The 21,825-nt window shown below is 41.6% G+C and carries 16 protein-coding genes; 11 read left to right on the top strand and 5 right to left on the bottom strand.

Going from position 1 to position 21,825, the window contains the following annotated elements:
* The first annotated feature begins 23 nt into the window (after window positions 1–23).
* The 7 genes from A6J60_RS02810 to A6J60_RS02780 are packed head-to-tail and all read left to right on the top strand — an operon-like array spanning window position 24 to window position 9,180.
* Window positions 24–374, top strand: coding sequence for a hypothetical protein (locus A6J60_RS02810; RefSeq protein WP_096064218.1), 351 nt, complete (start codon window positions 24–26; stop codon window positions 372–374).
* On the top strand, window positions 371–1,072 hold the full coding sequence (locus A6J60_RS02805; protein ID WP_096064219.1) for a phage minor tail protein L: 702 nt from the start codon (window positions 371–373) through the stop codon (window positions 1,070–1,072). The genes A6J60_RS02810 and A6J60_RS02805 overlap by 4 nt, the downstream gene beginning before the upstream one ends.
* A complete protein-coding gene (locus A6J60_RS02800; protein ID WP_096064220.1) occupies window positions 1,069–1,779 on the top strand; it encodes a C40 family peptidase in 711 nt (236 codons plus the stop codon). The genes A6J60_RS02805 and A6J60_RS02800 overlap by 4 nt, the downstream gene beginning before the upstream one ends.
* Entirely contained in the window at window positions 1,779–2,489 is a 711-nt protein-coding gene (locus A6J60_RS02795) for a tail assembly protein (protein WP_096064221.1), read from the top strand. Before A6J60_RS02800 ends, A6J60_RS02795 begins: the two co-directional genes overlap by 1 nt.
* On the top strand, window positions 2,489–8,239 hold the full coding sequence (locus A6J60_RS02790) for a phage tail protein (RefSeq protein WP_096064646.1): 5,751 nt from the start codon (window positions 2,489–2,491) through the stop codon (window positions 8,237–8,239). Before A6J60_RS02795 ends, A6J60_RS02790 begins: the two co-directional genes overlap by 1 nt.
* 9 nt (window positions 8,240–8,248) lie before the next feature.
* Window positions 8,249–8,557, top strand: coding sequence for a hypothetical protein (locus A6J60_RS02785; RefSeq protein ID WP_096064223.1), 309 nt, complete (start codon window positions 8,249–8,251; stop codon window positions 8,555–8,557).
* Window positions 8,557–9,180, top strand: a complete 624-nt coding sequence (locus tag A6J60_RS02780; protein WP_096064224.1) for a hypothetical protein — start codon at window positions 8,557–8,559, stop codon at window positions 9,178–9,180. The genes A6J60_RS02785 and A6J60_RS02780 overlap by 1 nt, the downstream gene beginning before the upstream one ends.
* A 293-nt stretch (window positions 9,181–9,473) precedes the next feature.
* On the opposite strand, the gene A6J60_RS02775 is transcribed toward A6J60_RS02780, so the two are convergent.
* On the bottom strand, window positions 9,474–10,793 hold the full coding sequence (locus A6J60_RS02775; protein WP_096064645.1) for a transglycosylase SLT domain-containing protein: 1,320 nt from the start codon (window positions 10,791–10,793) through the stop codon (window positions 9,474–9,476).
* A gap of 1,574 nt (window positions 10,794–12,367) precedes the next feature.
* Window positions 12,368–13,135, bottom strand: coding sequence for a Nif3-like dinuclear metal center hexameric protein (locus tag A6J60_RS02770; RefSeq protein WP_096064644.1), 768 nt, complete (start codon window positions 13,133–13,135; stop codon window positions 12,368–12,370).
* 315 nt (window positions 13,136–13,450) lie between these two features.
* Between A6J60_RS02770 and A6J60_RS02765 the strand changes: the two genes are divergently transcribed.
* Window positions 13,451–14,797 (top strand): S1C family serine protease, encoded by a 1,347-nt coding sequence (locus tag A6J60_RS02765; RefSeq protein ID WP_096064643.1) that lies wholly within the window; start codon window positions 13,451–13,453, stop codon window positions 14,795–14,797.
* Window positions 14,798–14,954: 157 nt separating this feature from the next.
* On the opposite strand, the gene yfaE is transcribed toward A6J60_RS02765, so the two are convergent.
* From yfaE to A6J60_RS02750, 3 genes are all read right to left on the bottom strand, one after another.
* Window positions 14,955–15,212: a class I ribonucleotide reductase maintenance protein YfaE gene (yfaE, locus tag A6J60_RS02760; protein ID WP_096064642.1), complete on the bottom strand. Its 258-nt coding sequence runs from the start codon at window positions 15,210–15,212 to the stop codon at window positions 14,955–14,957.
* Between the two features lie 46 nt (window positions 15,213–15,258).
* Complete coding sequence (nrdB, locus tag A6J60_RS02755) at window positions 15,259–16,392, bottom strand: class Ia ribonucleoside-diphosphate reductase subunit beta (protein WP_096064641.1); 1,134 nt, start codon at window positions 16,390–16,392, stop codon at window positions 15,259–15,261.
* Between the two features lie 216 nt (window positions 16,393–16,608).
* Window positions 16,609–17,952, bottom strand: coding sequence for a hypothetical protein (locus tag A6J60_RS02750; protein ID WP_096064640.1), 1,344 nt, complete (start codon window positions 17,950–17,952; stop codon window positions 16,609–16,611).
* A gap of 765 nt (window positions 17,953–18,717) precedes the next feature.
* Here A6J60_RS02750 and A6J60_RS02745 point away from each other — a divergent pair.
* The 3 genes from A6J60_RS02745 to A6J60_RS02735 all read left to right on the top strand — a co-directional run bounded on the left by A6J60_RS02745 (window position 18,718) and on the right by A6J60_RS02735 (window position 21,795).
* Window positions 18,718–19,815: a TRAP transporter substrate-binding protein gene (locus A6J60_RS02745; protein WP_096064639.1), complete on the top strand. Its 1,098-nt coding sequence runs from the start codon at window positions 18,718–18,720 to the stop codon at window positions 19,813–19,815.
* Between the two features lie 100 nt (window positions 19,816–19,915).
* On the top strand, window positions 19,916–20,452 hold the full coding sequence (locus A6J60_RS02740; RefSeq protein ID WP_096064638.1) for a TRAP transporter small permease subunit: 537 nt from the start codon (window positions 19,916–19,918) through the stop codon (window positions 20,450–20,452).
* Entirely contained in the window at window positions 20,449–21,795 is a 1,347-nt protein-coding gene (locus A6J60_RS02735) for a TRAP transporter large permease (protein ID WP_096064637.1), read from the top strand. The genes A6J60_RS02740 and A6J60_RS02735 overlap by 4 nt, the downstream gene beginning before the upstream one ends.
* Window positions 21,796–21,825: the final 30 nt, after the last annotated feature.

Raw genomic sequence — 21,825 nt, 5'->3', positions numbered from 1 at the left:
AACCAATCCAAACGGAGCAAACTATGAGCGAATCTACAAACACAACTAAAACGGTCACTCTTGACGAACTATCAGTCTTGATGAGCTTTCATTATGCGAAAGAAGCTTGGGATAAAGAAGATACAGCTCAAGTCAGTATTGATTTTGATAACGAATACAAAGATTTTTTAGTTACGACCAGTGAAAATAATGTGCGTCCTGGTCGTTTCTCGAAACTACAAGCTGAAATTACTGCATGGGCTGATCAACAAATTAAGACTTTTTCTTATCAAAATAAAAACGTCAATGCATTTGTGCTGACCTTTGTAGATGATGTTTTAAGCATTGAACTTGGCTTTGAGTCTGATGCTGAGCAAGTAGACACAGAAGCATGAGAGAGTTAACACCAGAGCAAAATAAAGCAATCACTCAGCTTGAGCAAGACGTACTGCTTGAGCTGTTTGATATCGACTTTACCAAGTTTGGTGGCGACGTCTATCACTTTTGCAATCAGACCAATGAGCTTGGTCAGCCGATCGTCTGGCAAGGCGTCACTTATCTGCCATATCCCATCACTGCTGACGGATTTGAGCTTAAAAATACGGGTGCAAGCAATCGCCCTAATGTCACGCTGTCTAATCTATATGGCTTGGTAACTGCTGTCGTTGAAGATTACCAAGGTGGTGTTGGTGCAGTGGTTACAAGACGTCAAGTCTATGCCCAGCATTTAGACGCAGCTAATTTTGCCAACGGCAACCCAAACGCTGATCCTAATCAACAATTAGTGTCTCGCTATGTCATTGAGCGTTATTCAGCGTTAAATAATCAATCAGCCACCTTTGAGTTGGCAGTACCTAGCGAAACTGACGGCGCTATGTTGCCACGCCGTATCATTGTCGCCAATACGTGTGGCTGGACGTATCGTGGCGATGGCTGTGGTTATACGGGTCATCCTGTCGCTGATGAGTTTGATCAGCCTACCAATGACCCTGATAAAGACAAATGCAGTAAGTGTCTACAAGGTTGCCGTGCAAGGTTTGGCCGTAAAGCGGTACTGCCGTTTGGTGGCTTTGTTGGAGTCGATAAGTTATGACGTTAGAGCAGCAAATAATTGACCATGCAAAGCAAGCCCTGCCCAATGAGTGCTGTGGTCTTATTGTTGACGCTGTTTATATCCCATGTGACAACGTCGCAGACAAACCCATAGAGACCTTTAGGATTAGTCACGATGAGTGGCAGCCTGCTGATGTAGTCGTGCATTCGCACCCGCAAGGTCAGCGTTATTTGAGCGATGCAGACCGTAAAGCCCAGCATAAGATGCGCTGTGATTGGTGGATTGCTGTTAATGGCTCTGATAACTGGGAGTTAATCAAATATCGTTACTCCCCTCTGTTACGTGGTCGCATCTTTGAATATGGCAAACATGATTGTTACTCGCTTGTTGAAGATGCTTATATTCTGTGCGGTATTGAGCTAATGGCTTATAAACGCAAAGGCGAAGCCCAAGAAATAGCGGATAACGCTTTTATTGTTAACTTTCCACGTACTGGATTTTACCAAGTTGAATTGGCTGAGATGCAAGCTGGTGATGTCATCTTAACGTCAATCCGTGGCAACGCAAACCACGCAAGCATCTATCTGGGTAATGAGCAAGTACTACACCACCCATACGGCGGACTATCACGGCGTGAGGGGTTTTGTGACGTCTGGCACAAGCAGATGCACAGCGTATGGCGTCATAAAGACTGGCAACCAGACATGATGACGGCAATACTCAATGATTTAGAGGCAACAAGATAATGGCAATCGTAAGACTATATGGCGACTTGACTGATTTTGGCACCCGCTTTGACTTAAAGGTTAAAACAGCGGGTGAAGCCATGCGTGCTTTATTTACTCAAATAGACGGGCTGCAAAGGCGTATTAGCGAGGGCGGTTATTTTGTGCGTGTTGCTCGCAAAGATGTGACAGATAATACGATAGGCACTGACTTTAGCCGTGATTTAACGGATAACGATGTGATCCATGTTGTACCAGAAATTGCGGGGGCCGGTAAGTTTGGTCAGATTATCTTAGGCACGGCAATGATTGGTGCGGCCTTTTTCACAGGTGGTGCATCGATTGCAGCATGGGGTGCCTTATCGACAGGGCTATTAACTGCTGGTATTGGCATGGTATTGGGCGGTGTCGCCCAGATGCTGACAAAGCAGCCCAGCTTTGGCGATACGAGTAATACCAATAAATCACGCTCATCATCGTTTAGTAGCCTAGGTAATAATACTGCTCAAGGCTCATGTGTGCCAGTCGCATATGGCGAAATAATGATTGGCAGTAAAGTCATCTCACAATCGATTGAGAGCTATAAAGTGAGCGGTGATGTTGTTGCAAAAGATGCGGCACAGCTAGTGCAAACTCGTGATTATCATGTGCCAACAGCGTTTGATAACTATAACTTAGATGCAGATGATGACTCTGTGAGAGCAGTTAACTATATAGTGAGGGTAGATTAATGGGTGGCGGCGGAAAAGGTGGCGGCGGCGGACATACGCCCATCGAGCAACCAAACACACTAGAATCAGCACAGAAGCTGAAAATCATAGATTTGTTATGTGAAGGCGTGGCAGGTCAAGATGTGACTTTTAAAAACATCTATCTGGACAATACGCCAATCCAAAACCAAGATGGTAGTTATAACTTCACGGGTATCCGTGTGTCTGCACTACCTGGTACCCATAATCAGGATTATCTAGCAGGCTTTGATAGCACGGATAAAATCGTATCCGTCGGTGCTGAAGTAAAAGCAGATAAGCCAATTACCCGTACCATCACAGATCCGCTTGTTGATAGCGTCAGGGTAACATTGGCGCTGGGGTCGTTAGTTGAGATGAAGAACAATGGCGACCGTGTCGGTAGCTCTGTATCACTAACCGTCAGATGCGGTAATAAAAGCTATCCAGTTACCATAACAGGTAAAACTACGTCTGCATATCATCAAGATGTTGTTTTAACTGATTTGCCCGATACACCATTTAATATCAGCGTACATCGCAACACACCAGACAGCACTAGCGACAGTACAAGCAACGCTACGCATTGGGTAAGCTATGTTGAGTCAATCGATGCTAAATTTAGCTATCCAAATTCTGTAGTAGTCGGTCTTGAGATTGATTCTGCACAATTTGGCGGCAAAATCCCAAAACGTACTTATTTAAACAAATGGACACAGATTAAAGTACCTGACAATTACGACCCAATCAAACGCACGTATGATGGTATTTGGACGGGTGAATTTAAGACCGCTTGGAGTGATAATCCAGCGTGGGTGTTTTATGACTTAGTGACTGATAAACGCTACGGCTTGGGCGACCGTCTTGGCGACTTTGGCTGTGATAAATGGTCACTGTATCAAATCGCTAAATACTGTGATCAGATTGTACCAGACGGCTTTGGCGGTGAAGAACCCCGCTTTACCTGTAATGCGTATCTAAGCGAGCCGCGAGACGCCAAAGCACTGCTTGATGACTTAGCAAGCGTGTTCCGTGGCATTGCTGTGTGGGATGGTCAAATGGTGACGGCACTGCAAGACGCCAAAAAAGACCCAGTTGCCACTTACACTAATGCTAACGTGGTGGACGGTGCATTTGCATACTCTGGTGCAGCTCAAAAGACCATATTTACTGCTGTGCATGTCAAATACAACGACAAAGCCGACAACTACGCAACAAAGACCGAATACGTCGCAAACGATGATGCAATCAAGCGTTATGGACTCAATGTTAAACAAGTCACCGCCTTTGGTTGTACTAGCCGTGGGCAAGCAGCCCGTGTCGGTAAATGGCTCATTGAAACCTCAATTCGTGAGCAACAAATGGTTAATTTTAAGATCGGTCGTGAAGGTATCCGCCATTTGCCGTTTGACATCATTGAAATCGCTGACAATGACTACGCTGGCGATATGATCGCTGGGCGTGTGCTGTCAGTCACTGGCAATACAATCACTGTTGACCGTGCAATGACTGATATCAGCAGTATCCGCTACTATGCTAACGGCCATAGCAAAACTGTGTCTGTGCAATCAGTAAATGATACCAAAATCACGCTTACAGATACCCCAAATGGCATCGAGCAATTAGGTGTATTTAGTGCTGCTAAAACAGACGTTAAACCCCGTTTATTTAGGGCTTTAAGCATTAAAGAAGATGGCGACACTTACACAATCAGTGCCGTACAACACGATGAAAACAAAGAAGCCATCGTTGATAAAGGTGTAACTTTTGAACAAGATGATACAGCGACCAAACACACGCCTCAAGTTAGCTATGGCCGTGTCTCTAAAGATGGCGATGAATTACTAATTGCGTGGGAAGGCACTAACACCACTGAGTATCTGATCAAAATCTATAAAGACGGAGAGCTATACCGCAGCTACAGCCAAGACAGTGCCGAGATTAAACTTAAAGGCTTACCGAATGGTGAGTATAAAGCCGAAATCCGTGGTAAATCAGCAAACGGGCAACTGACTGAGCCAGTTATCAAGACATGGTCTATCGACTATGACATCAAAGGGCTAAAAGCAACATCTGAGCTGTTTGCGATTAAGCTGGATTGGACCAACCCAACGAGGGTTATTAATAAAGCCAAGATTGAGATATATCGTAGCTTAAGCAATAACAGAGCGACTGCAACCAAAGTTGCTACTTTGTCTTACCCCACCGATACATTTATTCAAAATGGCGTTAAGTTATCGGAAACACATTACTTTTGGTTACGCTTAATCGATGACCAGGGCAATATGGGCGACTGGGTAACTGTGAGTGGTCAGTGCAGTAGTGACACATCGCAAATTGTCGCAAGCATTAACGGCAAAATCACCCGAACTGAGTTATCGCAAGCATTAATTAATAGCTTACAGACTGATATTAATACGGCTAAAACCCAAGCTATTAACAGTGCCAATGTTAACGCTGATAATAAAGTAGCCGCTGAAGCCACTAAACGTGCTCAAGCATTGCAAGCAGAAGCGACCAAGCGAGCTGATGCAATACAAGCTGAAGTCACAGCACGGCAGAAAGCACTGGCAGCACAAGACAAAAAGCAAACAGACGCTTTGACTGCTAAAGCTCAACAGCTTGGCACGCAAATTAGTGCGGTTGAGACTGTCAATGATGCTCAAGCTAAGCAGTTAACAACATTGACGGCTAAACAAGGCAATTTAACATCTGGTTTGGAAGTAGAACGGACAGCACGTATTGCGGGTGACAATGCTGAGGCTGAGGCTCGTCAAACGTTGGTAAGCAGAGTTGGCTCTGCTGAAAGCAGTATCAACACTCTGCAATCTACAAAGGCCAGCAAGACCGAAGTAGCAAGCCTTGCACGCAGCGGACTACAAAGCGAGTGGCGTGATGATATTGACGCTATTGAGATAGGTGGTCGGAATTTATTAAGAAATAGTGAGTTTAATCAAGGTTTAAATTTTTGGTACAAGCAATCGACAGGTTCTTCATTAGAAAAAGATGGCACCATGCGGTTAACTAAAGGTGCTGATATTTACCAAACAGGAGTAATTGCTAGCACTCCATTGATAGCTACTGTTTGGTGCAGGGGCAATGGCTCTATATTATGTAGATATGGAGGAGGTTCAAGGACTGGTTATGTAACACTAAAATCTGATAGTGAGTATTTACCATATTCGTTTGTCATTAGCAGTAAAGGCAATACCAACTTAATTATAGACAGTCTAGGAGATGTGTTTGTTCAGAAAGTAAAACTAGAAAAAGGCAACAAGGCTACAGACTGGACACCAGCACCCGAAGACGTCGCTGAAGAAATCAACAACACAAAAGCCAGTCTTGATGAGTTTAAACAGACTCAAGCGACTAAAGACCAAGCTCAGACTGTGGTTAATAGCCAAGCACTGTCTCGTATCAATAGTGCCGAAAGTAGTATCAGCAATCTGCAAAGCACCAAAGCCTCTAAGTCTGAGGTAGTGAGCCTTGCACGTACTGGGCTGCAGAGTGAATGGCAAAGTGCAGCGAATACAGCTAAACAGCAAGCAATCAATGCTGCCAAAGCAGATGCCAAAGCTAAGGCAGATGAGGCCAAGTCTGCTGCTCAAGAATACGCTAACGCTCAAATTAATGCTAAGAGCGTTAGTGATAAAGCATACGCTGACGGTCTCGTAAGTGCTGAAGAGCAAAGGGCTATTGACGATGCCAATGCTAAACTAGCTGTTGCTAAGGCGGACGCTAAAGCCAAGGCAGATGCAGCTGAGTCAGCAGCTAAAGCTCATGCAGACGCTATTGAGATTGGTGGGCGTAACTTACTGATTTCTGAAAGATATAAATATACACCAAATATAGATGGTGAGTTTCAAACACTCACATTTTCTAATAAAACGTCAGAGGACTTGCTAAAAGCATTTTGGCTTGAGCCAGGTACTTATACGTTCTCATTGTTGGCTAGTTTTGCTAACAATGGCTCAGAGGGTCAGTTTAGGGTGTATAGAATTTATGGGAAAAATACTATAGGTTATTTTAGAGCGCCTAGTGATTATGTAGATGGGGATACTGTCAAGCTATCTCATACATTCACATTGGAGTCTCGTGCAGCTGTAAACCTGCAAGTATATAACCATAATTTTGGTACCGCTTTTGTTAGCAACGCCAGTGTCGGTGCTATTAAGCTAGAAAAAGGCAACAAAGCAACAGACTGGACGCCAGCGCCAGAAGACATTGCTGAAGAAATTAACAGTACAAAAGCAAGTCTTGATGAGTTTAAGCAGACTCAAGCGACTAAAGACCAAGCTCAGACTGTGGTTAATAGCCAAGCACTGTCTCGTATCAATAGTGCCGAAAGTAGTATCAGCAATCTGCAAAGCACCAAAGCCTCTAAGTCTGAGGTAGTGAGCCTTGCACGTACTGGGCTGCAGAGTGAATGGCAAAGTGCAGCGAATACAGCTAAACAGCAAGCAATCAATGCTGCCAAAGCAGATGCCAAAGCTAAGGCAGATGAGGCCAAGTCTGCTGCTCAAGAATACGCTAACGCTCAAATTAATGCTAAGAGCGTTAGTGATAAAGCATACGCTGACGGTCTCGTAAGTGCTGAAGAGCAAAGGGCTATTGACGATGCCAATGCTAAACTAGCTGTTGCTAAGGCGGACGCTAAAGCCAAGGCAGATGCAGCTGAGTCAGCAGCTAAAGCTCATGCAGACGCTATTGAGATTGGTGGGCGTAACTTACTGATTTCTGAAAGATATAAATATACACCAAATATAGATGGTGAGTTTCAAACACTCACATTTTCTAATAAAACGTCAGAGGACTTGCTAAAAGCATTTTGGCTTGAGCCAGGTACTTATACGTTCTCATTGTTGGCTAGTTTTGCTAACAATGGCTCAGAGGGTCAGTTTAGGGTGTATAGAATTTATGGGAAAAATACTATAGGTTATTTTAGAGCGCCTAGTGATTATGTAGATGGGGATACTGTCAAGCTATCTCATACATTCACATTGGAGTCTCGTGCAGCTGTAAACCTGCAAGTATATAACCATAATTTTGGTACCGCTTTTGTTAGCAACGCCAGTGTCGGTGCTATTAAGCTAGAAAAAGGCAACAAAGCAACAGACTGGACGCCAGCGCCAGAAGACATTGCTGAAGAAATTAACAGTACAAAAGCAAGTCTTGATGAGTTTAAGCAGACTCAAGCATCTAAAGACCAAGCTCAAACTGTTGTTAATAGTCAGGCGCTGTCTCGTATTGATAACGCTGAAGGCAAGATCACGTCTTTACAGCAAACGTCAGTAACCAAAGACAAAGCCCAATCTACTCACACCATCAAAACACAAGCCATTGCTGGCGGTAAACGAGCTCTCGCAGGCATTGCTGTTGGGGCAATGGCAAATGAGCAAACAGCAGAAAGCGAAGTCATTGTTATGGCTGATAAGTTTGGCGTTGTCAGAGATGCGGGTGATGGCGTCGTCAAGCCAATGTTTACTGTGCTTAATAACCAAGCGGTCTTTAATGGCGATTTGATCGCAGACGGCACAATCTTGGGTAAGCACATCAAAGCCAATCAAACACTATCAGCACCAAAAATACAAGGCGGTGAGTTAAATATCAACAACCGTTTTATTGTTGATAAGTACGGCAACACGACTATCCAAAGTAGCACAGCTAAGACTGGACTGAAAACCACGCATGAAAAAATCGAAGTCTATGACAGCGCTGGGCGGTTACGTGTCAGATTGGGCAAGTTAAATTAAGGAGCAATGATGCAAGGGTTACAAGTATGGGATGAGAAAGGTAAAAAAGTATTAGATACGTCATTTACCACTTTCAAAATTTTAAAAGAGGTGCAAGGCATAAATCAGTCAGAGATAACAAGGACTGTTAGTTTTACACACCCCTTGCTCGCTGAGCAAACGCCGTTTTATATGATAAAGCCATTAATGGTACTAAGCAGTGTGGGTGTCAGTGTTAATGTGCAGTTCGAAAGTACTAAGTGCACGGTTACGTTTACAGCTCTTAACTATCGATATAGAGACTTTTCAAAAACTAAAGTAATTATTGGAGTGTACTAATGTTCGAGGTGTATAACTCTGATGGATCACTACAAGTGACTGCAAACCAAGCTTATGATCTGTCACTGACATCAACTATTATACAACAGCAAGCAAGTGCTACTTATATCGATCCAAGTAAAATATACGCACTGCAACCCGTTGCAGATGACGATAGCGGTGTTACTCACCTGTTCTTCAATCCCAATAAACCAGACGGATTGATTCAGATAGCTGGTAGTACAGGTGCTAAAGTGCATATATTTGATTATATGTTGCCTCAGGCACGACAAAATGAGTATGGGCTAGAAGTATATGACAGCGATGGTGTAATTACATTTAGTAGTCGCTACCCAAGTCTGAATGTTATTGATCATATCAAAGCTGATGCTGGGATTGATGCTCAAAGACACGGCAGACGTAATTACGGTACTACTAACTTAGCAATTGTCCCTAATAAAATACCATTCATCATCCAACTTGGAGGTGTTGCTAATCTCGCGTACTTTATTACTACGGTATGGACTATAGAACAAGGAGAGTTGTGCTGGTATACAAAAGCAGTAACCACCGCACCCCCATTCGAAAACTTTGAATCCAGCTCCGCAATCGACTTTTTGGTTATCGACACAAGCCACTTTTAAATAAGTACAGCTTGGACTGACGATTAAAGCATCTTTAAATGCTATTTATAATAGCCTCAAAGATGCTTTAACAAGGTTAGTATATACAATACAAAGCAATAAAAACCAGTTAAAATGGGAACGTTTAAAAGGCGTTTTAACTGGGTTTTTTGTTCTCATTTTGACTGGTTGCGATTCTCATTTTTAGCGACCGGCTACACCTATCTTAGCGACAAAAAAAGAGCTCAATATTGAGCTCTTTTTTATTATCTAAATTCGGTCATAGCTAAGATTTGGCCTATAAAAGTCATACCTTAAGTGAGTAAATTAGTCTGCGACTTTAAGGTCTCTAAATAGCTACGGATACTGGTCACGTAGTGCATACACTGTACGTAGCGTGAGTTGCTAGTAGCATTGTCTAACATATAGCTGTAGACGTTGGCCCAGCTGTTGGGATCCTTTCCAGCTAACGATAATTTGTCTTGAATTTTTGCAATCGCATTTGGGCCCATATTGTAGGAAGCCAATGCAAACCAGATTCTATCTGGATTTGGGATATCACTAAATCTTTCTTTTAGCTGCTCTAGATAACGGGCGCCGCCACCAATACTTTGATAGGGGTCGACACGATTAGAGACACCCATGGCTTCGGCTGTGTTATTAGTCAGCATCATTAAGCCTCTCACACCTGTCGGTGAGACAGCATTGGCATCTAATTGTGATTCTTGATAGCCCATGGCAACGAGTAGCTGCCAATCATGATCATAGTTTTCCGCTTGTTCTTGAAAAGACGCCAGATATAAGGGTAGGTTATTGGCCATTACTTTTTCAAAGTGTTTACGGTTATAGTCATCTTTTAACAAAGTTTGATCATAAAAGTTTGCAATATTTGCAGTGTTGATGAGCTGGCCATTTTGGCATAAGAAATGGCTGGCTTGTACCGCAAGTTGATCTTGATTGCTGCGGAAGCTCCAACTGGTTCTTGGGTTTAGACCATTTTGAGTTAGACTGCTGTCAAAGCCACAGCTGATATTAATGGCTGTGACATCATTTTTCTCAATTAATTGGGTACTGGCCGTGGTTAATGCCATATCAGCTTCACCTGTACTGACTGCATGTAGCGCTTCGACCTCATTGTCGAAGTTTTTAACCAGTAGAGTAACACCCAACTCATTGGCGTAAGAGCGCGCAATATCATAGCCAAAGCCATGCTGAAAACCATCGGTCGAGAAAAAGGTGCTATCACCAGCAACAGAGGCAAGAGTTAAGGTTTTTGTCGCCATTACAGTGCTATAGGCTTCTGGTTCTGGACCAGAAAAAGCAAAGTTACTAATACCAATAACAGACAAAGAGGCCAAGGTAATGCTGGCAATTAGTTTATTTTTGGTCCACTTTTTGTGCTTAGTATCGCGATCAAGATAAGCATTTAGCTTATCTAACAGGCTAAGGTCAGTTAGACGCGGTGCTGGTTTATTAATATTTTTATTGGGCTGTGGCTTATAAAAGCCTTGCGTATTAACGACTGATTTTCTGACAGGGTGACAGTCCTGGCAATAAGCCAGCTGTTGATTATCAATAGGAAGATGCGTGTGTGATGCCTTGCTACTTTTATACCAATAGGTCATGCGTTGCATGGATGTCTCCTTTGTCTAATCATCCATACTGTGTGGAGAGTCATACACCATTGTATTAAGCTCTCTTAAGCCACAGCTATGAGCAAGCAGGATCATTATTAATCGAAGCGGTTCATGTTGCTTGTATTTTCAATTTATTTAACCAGTTTTGTGCCGTGTTTTTGATGGCATAAGCGAATACCAAAATACTGGGTATCGCTGACTGGATAAAATGAAAGCTAAAAATAAAATAATAGCCTGTTAATAATGTTTATTAAGCACTAATCGATACAGCTGCTTAGTGGGTAATAAAAGTGCTGCTAGCAAGACGAATTAAAAACAATAAAGATAAAAAGCGTCGCCAATCATTTAACGGTTTAATTAACAATGATTAGGCGCTCTAGCAACACACATTAAAACGGTGTAAAGGTTCACAGTGTATTGCTAATAACAGGTATCTAAACACAGTCATTTTTGTTAACCACTTAATAAACAGCTGGCTAATTAAAAGGGGCGTGTTAAAAATACGAGCGGTTATTTACCTTATATTATTTTTTACTTTGCGACAGTTAACAGTAACACCAGATATCTTTATTTTTATAGCTATTAAGTGTTAACGTTAAACTGCGTTGCTGTCGGGTTTTAATCTAATAAAGGTGCTATTAAAGCGAAATATTAATTGTTAGAAGCTAAAAAATACTTACTAATGACAATCACAGGTAACGCTATTTGAGCTCTACTTAAATCGATTAATACCTTAAAGCTGCAAAGTCTTAACGGACCTGGTTATATAGGTGCAGCGATAATACTGCTGCGTATGGCTTGTATTAAATAAGCTAGTACAGAACACTTAAACAGCTGTTTTGTACGATAAGCTTAAATCATAGTGCTTGCTTATAGTTAGATTTCAATAAGCGCGACCATAAAACATCAATAACCTAAGTCAATTAAAATCCGCACTTGCGATGATTTGTAAAATTTGGCAGTGTGCAGTGTGCTGCAAAACAAAATAAGCGAAACAAAACAAATCGCCCAAGTTAAGATAACCTTTATTATGGCACTTAATTTAGTAAGCACTGTTTCATTTCGCTATAGGTTTTGTTACATTTTCTATATGCGGGCTACAAACCAAAATTTCAAGATTTAGGGTAGGACTAATCAGTGGCGTTTTAGAGCTAAAACCTAAACGCTTTAGGCGATGAGACCCTACCTAAACATCGTTAATCTTTAATGACGTTTATCTATCAATACATGGCAATAGCCTGATAGTTTAATTATAAAATAACACTATTCAAATAGGTATATGATTAAATCAAACTTTAGCTTTAGTATTTTTAAACGACAATTGTTGAGTTAGTGCTTTAACTTAAAACAGGGCAGTTCTAAGTTTAGACGGGCAAGTAAATAACCAGATTAATAACTAAATAACTAGGCAGATAACAGAGAAAATTAGAGTAAGCGATATAAGAGATAAAGGTTAAGCAAGAGGCACGTAGAATAAATACGCAAAATAAATTAGCTGCTACAGGATATAGCAGCTAACAAATGCGGATCAGAGACTGAAGCTAGCAAAAGCTTATAATGCTGACAGCAGCTTAAGCTGGATTTGGATCATCGATAAAGCGAACAGATAAGCCTAAAGACTGCTCAATCAAATCACCTAATGCCTGAATACCGCCTTTTTCAGTGGCATGGTGACCACACGCTAAATAATCGATACCAAGCTCTCTGGCGGCATGAGTGGTGCGTTCAGATATCTCACCTGATATATAGAGCTGACAGTCCATAGCCGCTGCTTGCTCAATCATATCTTGGGCGCCGCCAGTACATATACCGACACGGGTAATAACGTCATTACCGGCACTGATATGAGTGGGTATGCGCTGTAACTTGTCACTAACTTTAGTAATAAAATCTTGAATGGTTATCGGATCGCATTTCGCAATATTACCAACCGGATGCTTCTCATGAGGGTAGAGGGCGCCGGTGATTTCAAGATCTAATTGCTCAGCCAATATCGCATTATTGCCGATAATAGGATGGGCATCTAATGGTAAATGATATGCCAAAAGTGAGATGTTGTTCTGCATTAGACTACGGATACGCTTACCTTTCATGCCAGTTAGTGGAGAGGGTTCACCTTTCCAAAAGTAGCCATGATGCACCAAGATAGCATCAGCGTTGGCTTCTATAGCCGCATCGATTAGGTTTTGGCTAGCGGTGACGCCAGTGATAATATTCTCAATCGGGGTATCGGTATCGACTTGTAGCCCGTTAGGACAATAGTCGCTAAACTCACTGGCTTGCAAATAGGTATCACACCATTGAGCCAGTGCTGTTGGAGAAATCTGAGTATGATTCATAATATATCCTTAATGAATTAACCTGTTGTCAGTCATCTGATTTATCTAGCGCTTTTTCTAAACTATCTAACGCTGTAAATGCTATCTATCATGGGCAAGTTCAATAAAACAGATGTGCTTTAGGGGGCGTTGTAACAGGAACTTAACAATTTAAACTGCAATTTGCGAGAGAGGTTTACCAGTAACCGGTTAACAAATGTTAAACTAAATACTATTTTTAGTTGTAAAATGACGTTTTAAACTTTTATGACGCCTACACTATACCCATTGCGCTAGCATAAACCAATCTAGCCATTAAGACTATCGAGGAGTGACATGTCTGCATCTTCAAAATCAAATATAATCTGGAGAATTTTGCCCTGGCTATTATTGCTTGCGGTATTAGCGGCATTTATTTGGGTTTATATTGACCAGAAAGCCAGTCAACAAGCCACATGGCAGCCGCCACGCAGTGAAACGACGTCTATTCCTCTTAATGGCGACAGATTGTCTGATAAGCCTGAGCCGGTTGTGTCTTATCATACTGCGGTTGCCCGTGCGGCACGCTCTGTGGTAAATATTTATACCACTCAGACTGTTACCCAGAATCCTTATATGAATGACCCTGTATTACGTCGTTTTTACGAGTTTCATGGTCAAGCACCGCAAGCAGGTTCAGAGACCAACTTAGGCTCGGGTGTTATCGTATCAAAAGATGGTTACATCGTCACCAATGCGCACGTTATTGCTAGAGCCGATGAGATTGTGGTTGCTCTAAATGATGGGCGTAAAGCAGTGGCAAAAGTGGTAGGTACCGATCCTGACAGTGACTTGGCAGTGATCAAAGTCGATATGACGGGTCTTGAGGCTTTGGCGTTCAGAGAAAACCCAATTGAAGTAGGTGATGTGGCGCTTGCCATTGGTAACCCATTTGGTGTTGGCCAGACTGTGACCCAAGGTATCATCTCTGCAACAGGTCGTACCGGCTTAGGCGTCAATACGTTTGAAGACTTTATTCAAACCGATGCGGCAATCAACCCAGGCAACTCAGGCGGTGCGTTAGTTGATGCCTATGGTGAATTGGTCGGTATTAACACCGTTATCTTCTCACGCTCAGGCGGCTCTATGGGTATTGGTTTTGCTATCCCGACCGCACTGGTCGAGCAAGTGATGAATGCCATCATTAAAGACGGTAAAGTTAGCCGTGGTTGGTTGGGTATTGAAGTATTATCACAGCTAAGAGATCCAACTAAGATTGATAACTCTACTGGGGTTGTAGTGCGTAATATTATCCCAGGTAGTCCGGCTGCTAAGAGTGGTCTAGAAATTGGTGATGTCATCTTATCTATCGATGGCGTAGAAATGACCGATGCCAATAGTCTTATTCAGCATGTGGCCCGCAAGATGCCAAACACAGTGCTGTCAGTACAAGTACAGCGCAATTCTAAAAACATGAATATCAACATTACGCTAGCAGAGCGTCCAAGCCAAAGTGAATTACTGACGCCAGCCCCAGCTGTTAATGATGATCCTGCCAGCTTGTTTGACAGACCAGAAGGGTCAAGCCCATTGACAGAGGAGCAACGTGAGCGCATGCGTGAAGAGTTGATTGAGCTGTTTGAAAATGGTGCTAGACCTGACGTTGATCCAGTCTTACCTGAATCAGAGCCTGATTTTGAGTAATGGTCGTTAGCGCATAGAAAGCGGGTTGGTTTAAAGCTGATTGGTTTAATATTATGCTAAATACACAAGCTTGATAAACTAGCCTAATAAAAGAACCGCCACTGATTCAGTGGCGGTTCTTTTTATTCATATACGATTTATATCTTAAAGATATTAACTAATGAACATCTTTAAGTCGAACCATCCCTTTGACCTGACAACAACAGGGCAGTATTTCAGAACCCTCAATCATTGCTAGTGGCGGCTCAGCATAAGTGACCGGATAAGAGGAGGCGGTGAGGGTGACTCGGCAGCTGCCACAGTAACCCTCACGACATTGGTAGTTAACATCATGCCCAGTACGCAATAATCCATCAAGTAAGCTTTCATCATCGTGCAAATAAAAGCGTGTTTTTGCGGTAAAAACCCAAGTCATAGAAATTAACGATTACCTCTTATATTAATGATTAAAGCTATTTACCTTATAGTTCAAAGTCGTCGAAATCACTGTCAGATAAGTCTGAATCGATTTGTCCCACTAAGTAAGAGCTGATTTCTGTCTCTTGTGGTGCAACCTGAACGTTATCTGAAGACAACCAAGTATTAATCCATGGGATTGGGTTGGTTCTTGACTCAGGGAAGATGGCTGGCAGGCCAACCGCTTCCATACGTAAGTTGGTAATGTACTCAACGTATTGACACAAGATATCTTTGTTAAGACCAATCATAGAGCCGTCTTTAAACAAATAGCCAGCCCATTCTTTTTCTTGCTCAGCAGCTTTACGGAAGATCTCAATACTTTCGTCATAGCAATCTTTGGCAATTTGCGCCATTTCAGGATCATCTTTACCTGATGCCATGATATTGATCATATGTTGCGTACTGGTTAAATGTAGCGCTTCATCGCGTGCAATTAATTTAATAATCTTGGCGTTACCTTCCATCAGCTTACGTTCAGCGAATGCAAACGAGCAGGCAAATGATACATAAAAGCGGATGGCTTCAAGTACGTTGACCGCCATTAAGCACAGATACAGTTGTTTTTTTAACTTGGCAAGATCAACATATTTTTCTTCGCCATTGACTGTATGCGTGCCTTCGCCAAATAGGCTATATAGCTGTGAGCTTTGATACAGATCATCGTAGTAGAAGGCAATATCTGAAGCACGCTGTAAGATATGTTCGTTTTCCATAATGTCGTCAAATACCACAGACGGGTCGTTGACAATATTACGAATGATGTGGGTATAACTGCGTGAGTGGATGGTCTCAGAGAATGACCAGGTTTCAATCCAGGTCTCTAACTCAGGAATAGATACCAATGGCAGCAATACCACGTTTGGACTGCGCCCTTGAATAGAGTCGAGTAGGGTTTGATACTTTAGGTTACTGATAAAAATATGCTGCTCATGCGCAGATAGGTTTGAATAATCGATGCGGTCTTTTGACACATCGACTTCTTCTGGACGCCAGAAAAACGACAGTTGTTTTTCAATAAGCTGCTCAAAGATAGGATGCTTTTGCTGGTCATAGCGTGCTACGTTGACCGGCTGACCAAAGAACATTGGTTCTTTTAACTGATCGTTTGGATTTTGGCAAAAGATTGAATAAGTCATGATTTTTACCTTAGTATTCTCAAGTGATGGTCGTCGTTAAAGGGGTGTTGTTTATTGTCAGTGGTTTCAGTTGCGCTAATTGTGTTGATTGGTTCTGCGTTGTGCTCTTATTACTAATGTTGACTTAGTGCCTGTTGACTTAGTGCTCCGAATTCAGCTGTTAGCTGTAATTTAGATAAACAGTTTTTCAGACGATTAGTGCTGAACCATTGGCTACTAATCGATTCTTTCTGCTTCCTGACAGACGCTATAGATAAGAGGCTTTGGTTGTAACTGAAACTTGCTTTTATTTTGACTGATGGTGTCTAAGCGTTTGTATTCATAAAAAATATCATAGTTGTGATAATCATCTGCTGGCGGGCAATTCTCATCCGAGCAGGTATTGATGGCTACCAGCGCCTTTAGCTTATCATCGTAACTATAATTATTAGGGTCTAAATCAAACTGCTGTATTTCGTTGCCAGCAGGGTTGTAAAATAATGAGTCAGCTATCGTTGACTCGGTACTTATATACTTGAAAAACTGAGCATTTTCAGTATCTGGCTCTGGTAGTTCAGACTTAGAGAGCTTTTCTAATTCTGAAAATGAGTAAGCAAACAGCTCACCGTCTTTTATAATGAATTTCATCGTTTTGCGCTCGCTCATTTTGCGAAACGAGAGCGCATGAAAGTGATTAAATCCTTGCTCATTATTAAAGGTATACGTCGTAATGGCGTCATCACCTTTATTTTTGTAATCAGCATTATATGCCAGTGTTAAAAATTTATAGGTATTAGGATAAACGGCCTCATAGGGCCAACTAAAACAATTGGCGCCATCATTAAATACCGGTGTTAGCTTAGGTAGCTCAGTGGGTGTGGCAGGCTTGTCATTGAAGCTTACCAGAGTTGCATCACTAAAATCGCCACCGTTAAACCTTATTTTTGATTTCTGTCCCAAGTCACTATTATGGCGACCATATACATAGTATGGTTGAGGCACTCTATAAGGAATCAAGTGTAAATATTTACCCTTTACTATTCTCCAATCACCGCCTGCAGCATAGCCAAAGCTATATACAGCATACTTTCGGTTAGGCAGCAGCGCCAAGCCCGGACCGCCTTCTGGAGATTGACTACCAGTGGGTAAGCTATAAGTGCCAACTAAGCTGTCTTCTAAGGCTTGGCCTATGTCATCGGTATCATACAACGGATCGGTAATAGGCAATGATTCACGTGCTGCGATCGATGCCATCGTATTTTGAAACCCTTCATCTTCGAATATATGTTCATATAATGCATCAAAATAGCTTGACGATAACTCGTCATTGCGGTCGATATCCAATGAGAGTGTTACCTGTTGCGCACAGCTTTCAAATTTGATTTCCAGCTCTTCTAAACTGTCATAGTAATTCTGTCGATCAATACATGTAATGACTTTAGGTGCGTTTTGCTTAGCTTGGTTTAGTATTGATTTATTTGGTTTCGCATAAGCAGATTGACTGACTATTAATAAACATATCAATGATGATACAGCGCTAATATAACGGCCACGGCTCTGAGTAAAGCGGATACGATTCATGTGTTTCCAAGGTTGTTAATAAGGTCAACGCTATTACTGGCGATAGGAGCTTATTGAGAGTTTATCGAGTATTGACCGTATCAATAAATTAATAAATAAGTCACTCAGTTAGCCGATTAAGTAGGAGATATTAGGGTAGACCTGACATCATAGCAATAAACACAAATAATGCAATAAACGCAGCGACTTGTAACAATTAAGACGGCAGAGCTGATAAGTAGCAGCAGCGAGTTAGCACTAGCAATATATTAGCAGTTCGCTAAAAATGTCTGCCTATTTTACCTGACCCATCATTTTATCGCCATTTCGTTCTTTGTCTATTTGGTTTTTAGTGAGCCATATTTACAAACTAATTTATTATTAATACATGACTTTTACTTAAGTGCTTCATAGGTCACTTAATTGCTCTATAGGCAGTTAAGGTCTGTCATTTATTTAAGCGTATCACTTATTTTAATATATTACTCGTTAATAAATGATAGACCTTAGGGGGTAGATAATAAATTATTGAAGATGGTTTTAGCCACAAAATACTCTAAAAAGTTGAATAAACACAGTAATAAACGTCATCAGAGTGATATTTGAAACATAGAAAATCTTAACTTAATAGTTGTATTGTGAAATGTTTTTGAAAAATTTGACTTTTAGTTTTATAAAATAGGTGTATACTCAACTAATAAGTAAGTTTTTGTTATCGTGTTTATTAATATTGTAACAAGACTGTAAGAAAGTATTTAAGGATTTTATAAAAAAAGGAGCAGTATCTTGTTAAAGAAAATAACATTGGTGGTCGCCACTACATTATTAGTGACGGCATGTGGTTCAAACTCTGAAACAGCAGGTTCAGGAAGTGCCGATTCAGGACAATCAGATAAAGTATATAAGCTTAAGTTAGCGGCCACATGGGGCCCAACATTAACGCCATTTATCGATGCCTCGCAAAACATGGCCAAAATGGCTGAAGAGATGTCAAATGGTCGTCTTAAAATTCAAGTCGATCCTTCTAACAAACACAAATCACCATTAGGTATTCTAGATTTAGTTAAATCTGGTCAATACGATATGGGTCACACCGCTACTTATTACTATAAAGGCAAAGATTTAGCCACTATACCTTTCACCGCCATGCCGTTTGGTATGACATCAACAGAGCAGCAAGGCTGGATGTATTATGGCGGTGGTCTTGAGCTGATGCAAAAAGTATTTAAGCCACATAACATCGTTGCATTCCCAGGCGGTAATACCGGTATGCAGATGGGCGGCTGGTTTAAAAAAGAAATCAATACCGTTGATGACTTTAAAGGTCTAAAAATGCGTATTCCTGGTTTCGCTGGCGAAGTTATCGCTGAAACCGGTGCCGTTCCGACTACCATTCCAGGTGGCGAGCTATACACCGCACTAGATCGCGGCACTATTGATGCGCTAGAGTGGGTTGGTCCTTCAATGGATATTAAGATGGGCTTTCACAAAATCGCTCCTTATTACTATACCGGTTGGCATGAGCCAGGTGCTGAGCTTCACTATTTAGTGAACGATAAAGCTTACGACAAATTGCCAGCAGATTTACAGCAAATCCTTAAAACTGCGATGCGTGTGTCTGCCGATGATATGTCAGTGAGAACACAGCATATGAATGCTGAGTTCTTAGCGCAAATGAAGACGGAAGCACCAAATGTGCAGATTAAAACCATGCCGCCTGCTGTATTGAATGAGCTGAAAGCAATTAATGATCGATTGGTTGGTGATATGGTTAATGAAAGCCCGATGATGAAAGAGATTATCGAGTCTCAACAAGCGTACCAAACTAAGGCGCGTAACTGGGGCAAATTAGCAGATTATCAATATATTAAAGATAATCAGTAAATTTAATCGTCCTCAATACTGCAAAAATACAATAACACCAAAAATGTAGAGTTGCATTTTTGGTGTTTTTTTAATGATTAACAAAAAGGATAAAGGAGCTATGCTTAAAAAAATCGAAAAAGCATTCGATGCCTTTGGTACGGCAATAGGGGGATTAACATCTATCGTTTTGGTGTTAATGATCGTCAATGTCTTTTATGATGTGGTGATGCGATATTTCTTTAACATCGGCAGTATTGGCTTTCAAGAGTTAGAGTGGCATTTATTTTCTATCATCATTATGTTGGGTATGTCATATACGCTGCAGCAAGATGGGCACGTCAGAGTAGATGTGTTTTATGACAATTTGAGTGTTACCAAGCAAGCCTTTATTAATATTATAGGGACGCTGCTGTTTATCATTCCTGTTGCCATCGTTATCGGTTATGGCTCGATAGACTATGTTATAGAGTCCTATCAATCGGCTGAAGCCAGTGGTAATCCTGGCGGTTTAACCCATCGCTGGATAATAAAATCACTGATTCCTTTGAGCTTTTTATTCCTAATTATTTCTGCTATCGGATTTATTGTTAAGCAGATAAACATTTTACAAGAGTATAAGTCTGGACAGAATACGCTCAAGGGAGAACAGTCATGATTGGTATTATCATGTTTTTTACCGCATTGGTGATGTTGCTAATGGGGTACCCTGTAGCGTTTACTTTCGCGGCGGTGGCATTTGGATTTGCTATTTTAGCAGGTCTTGTCGAAACCGATTTTAATCTCGGTGAGGGGTTTGCCTCAGCGATAGATATGTTTGATTTTATGCCATTTCGTATTATGTCGATCATGACCAATACGATTTTGATGGCAGTGCCTATGTTTATTTTCATGGGCGTCATTTTGCAAAAAACAGGGCTTGCAGAAAAGCTGCTTGAGTCAATGGCCAAGCTGTTTGGTGAAATCCGTGGCGGTCTGGCTATCTCAACCGTATTAGTGGGCTCTTTATTAGCAGCGTCTACCGGTATTGTTGGTGCGTCAGTGGTGTCGATGGGGGTTATCTCACTGCCCATTATGCTAAGACACAAATATAGCCCAGAGCTTGCGTGCGGTACCATTTGTGCCTCAGGGACACTTGGTCAAATCATCCCGCCATCAATTGTACTGATTATCTTAGGCGATGTGTTTCAGGTGCCGGTCGGTGATTTGTTTAAAGCGGCTGTTGGCCCTGGCTTATTACTGGTCGGTCTCTATGTGGTGTATATTTTAATTTTTGCTTACTTTGTCAAAGGCGCTGCGCCTGCGATACCTGCAAGCGAGCTTGGGGTTACTAGTAGAAAAGCATTGGTATTTGAAGCCTTAAAAAATATTATTCCGCCATTAACCCTTATCATCTTAGTGTTAGGTTCTATTTTCTCAGGTATGGCAACCGCGACTGAATCGTCTGCTGTAGGCTGTGTGGGCGCCTTAGTACTAGGTGCTTTATATCGTAAGTTCTCATTCTCAATGGTCAAAGAGGCCGCTCAAGAGTCGGTTAAAATTACCTCAATGGTATTTGCGATTCTAATTGGTGCAACTGCATTCTCTATGGTGTTTAACTACACCGGTGGTGAAGAGTTGGTTGAGCAGTTTATGCTGAACTTGCCAGGTAATGGAAGATGGAGCTTTATTATCTTTACCATGCTTGCCATCTTTATCTTAGGGTTCTTCATTGATTTTGTTGAAATTGCCTACATCATTGTGCCAATTTTATTACCTGTATCTGAGATATTAGGCATTAGCCCATTATGGTTTGCTATTTTAATCGCAATGAATCTGCAAACGTCATTCTTAACACCGCCGTTTGGTTTCTCGCTATTTTACCTGAAGGGGGTCGCACCGCCAGAGGTACAAACAACACAGATCTATAAAGGGGTATTACCTTTCATTGGAATCCAAGTATTTGTGTTGATGTTAATTGCTGTCTTCCCATCGGTATTCGGCCTATCCCCGTTGCTCTGATAGGACATCATAGTTTTGATATATGGCTTT

Origin of the sequence: Psychrobacter sp. FDAARGOS_221 (assembly GCF_002313155.2) — a bacterium.
Lineage (GTDB): Bacteria > Pseudomonadota > Gammaproteobacteria > Pseudomonadales > Moraxellaceae > Psychrobacter.
Note: the sequence above shows the minus strand (reverse complement) of the source record. Positions and strands in the feature narration are given on the sequence as shown.

Bases quoted from the DNA above. Each gene is read 5' to 3' on its own strand.
- A6J60_RS02810 (WP_096064218.1), top strand. From the start codon at position 24: ATGAGCGAATCTACAAACACAACTAAAACGGTCACTCTTGACGAACTA.
- A6J60_RS02805 (WP_096064219.1), top strand. From the start codon at position 371: ATGAGAGAGTTAACACCAGAGCAAAATAAAGCAATCACTCAGCTTGAG.
- A6J60_RS02800 (WP_096064220.1), top strand. From the start codon at position 1,069: ATGACGTTAGAGCAGCAAATAATTGACCATGCAAAGCAAGCCCTGCCC.
- A6J60_RS02795 (WP_096064221.1), top strand. From the start codon at position 1,779: ATGGCAATCGTAAGACTATATGGCGACTTGACTGATTTTGGCACCCGC.
- A6J60_RS02790 (WP_096064646.1), top strand. From the start codon at position 2,489: ATGGGTGGCGGCGGAAAAGGTGGCGGCGGCGGACATACGCCCATCGAG.
- A6J60_RS02785 (WP_096064223.1), top strand. From the start codon at position 8,249: ATGCAAGGGTTACAAGTATGGGATGAGAAAGGTAAAAAAGTATTAGAT.
- A6J60_RS02780 (WP_096064224.1), top strand. From the start codon at position 8,557: ATGTTCGAGGTGTATAACTCTGATGGATCACTACAAGTGACTGCAAAC.
- A6J60_RS02775 (WP_096064645.1), bottom strand. From the start codon at position 10,793: ATGCAACGCATGACCTATTGGTATAAAAGTAGCAAGGCATCACACACG.
- A6J60_RS02770 (WP_096064644.1), bottom strand. From the start codon at position 13,135: ATGAATCATACTCAGATTTCTCCAACAGCACTGGCTCAATGGTGTGAT.
- A6J60_RS02765 (WP_096064643.1), top strand. From the start codon at position 13,451: ATGTCTGCATCTTCAAAATCAAATATAATCTGGAGAATTTTGCCCTGG.
- yfaE (WP_096064642.1), bottom strand. From the start codon at position 15,212: ATGACTTGGGTTTTTACCGCAAAAACACGCTTTTATTTGCACGATGAT.
- nrdB (WP_096064641.1), bottom strand. From the start codon at position 16,392: ATGACTTATTCAATCTTTTGCCAAAATCCAAACGATCAGTTAAAAGAA.
- A6J60_RS02750 (WP_096064640.1), bottom strand. From the start codon at position 17,952: ATGAATCGTATCCGCTTTACTCAGAGCCGTGGCCGTTATATTAGCGCT.
- A6J60_RS02740 (WP_096064638.1), top strand. From the start codon at position 19,916: ATGCTTAAAAAAATCGAAAAAGCATTCGATGCCTTTGGTACGGCAATA.
- A6J60_RS02735 (WP_096064637.1), top strand. From the start codon at position 20,449: ATGATTGGTATTATCATGTTTTTTACCGCATTGGTGATGTTGCTAATG.